1 protein-coding gene is annotated in these 397 nt (G+C 64.0%); it reads right to left on the bottom strand.

Going from position 1 to position 397, the window contains the following annotated elements; translation table 11 throughout:
- A partial coding sequence (locus AC5Y5E_RS30385) for a glycoside hydrolase family 99-like domain-containing protein (RefSeq protein WP_499907725.1) occupies positions 1-397 on the bottom strand: 397 nt, incomplete at both ends.

Below are 397 nucleotides of genomic sequence, written 5' to 3' on the forward strand. Positions count from 1 at the left end.
GAAGCCATCTTCGACGCCGCGCTCGTATCCGAAGGTCATCGCCGAGACCAGGTGGACCTCGCCGATGCCTTCCTCGCGGAAGAGTTCGCGCCAACGCAGCAGCGTGGCCGACAGATCGGGGATGATGTTCGGCCGGTAGACGATCAGCATCGGCTTGCCGTCGACGCAGATATAGCGAGGATCGCGGAAATAGGGCAGCACGCTCCTGGCGAACTCCAGGTCGAGCTCCGGGCTGTGCTTCTGCTCCATCAGCACCTCGTGCTCGCTGCCGTCCCAGCGCCGGCTCCAGCTCTCGTTGGCCCAGCACAGACAAAACGGGAAGTCGGGCGACCCGCTTTCCAGCATTTCGTCGAGAGGGCGCTCCAGCAGGCGCTTCCCGGCGAACCAGTAGTAGTAG

The organism is Mycobacterium sp. NGS54, assembly GCF_059812465.1.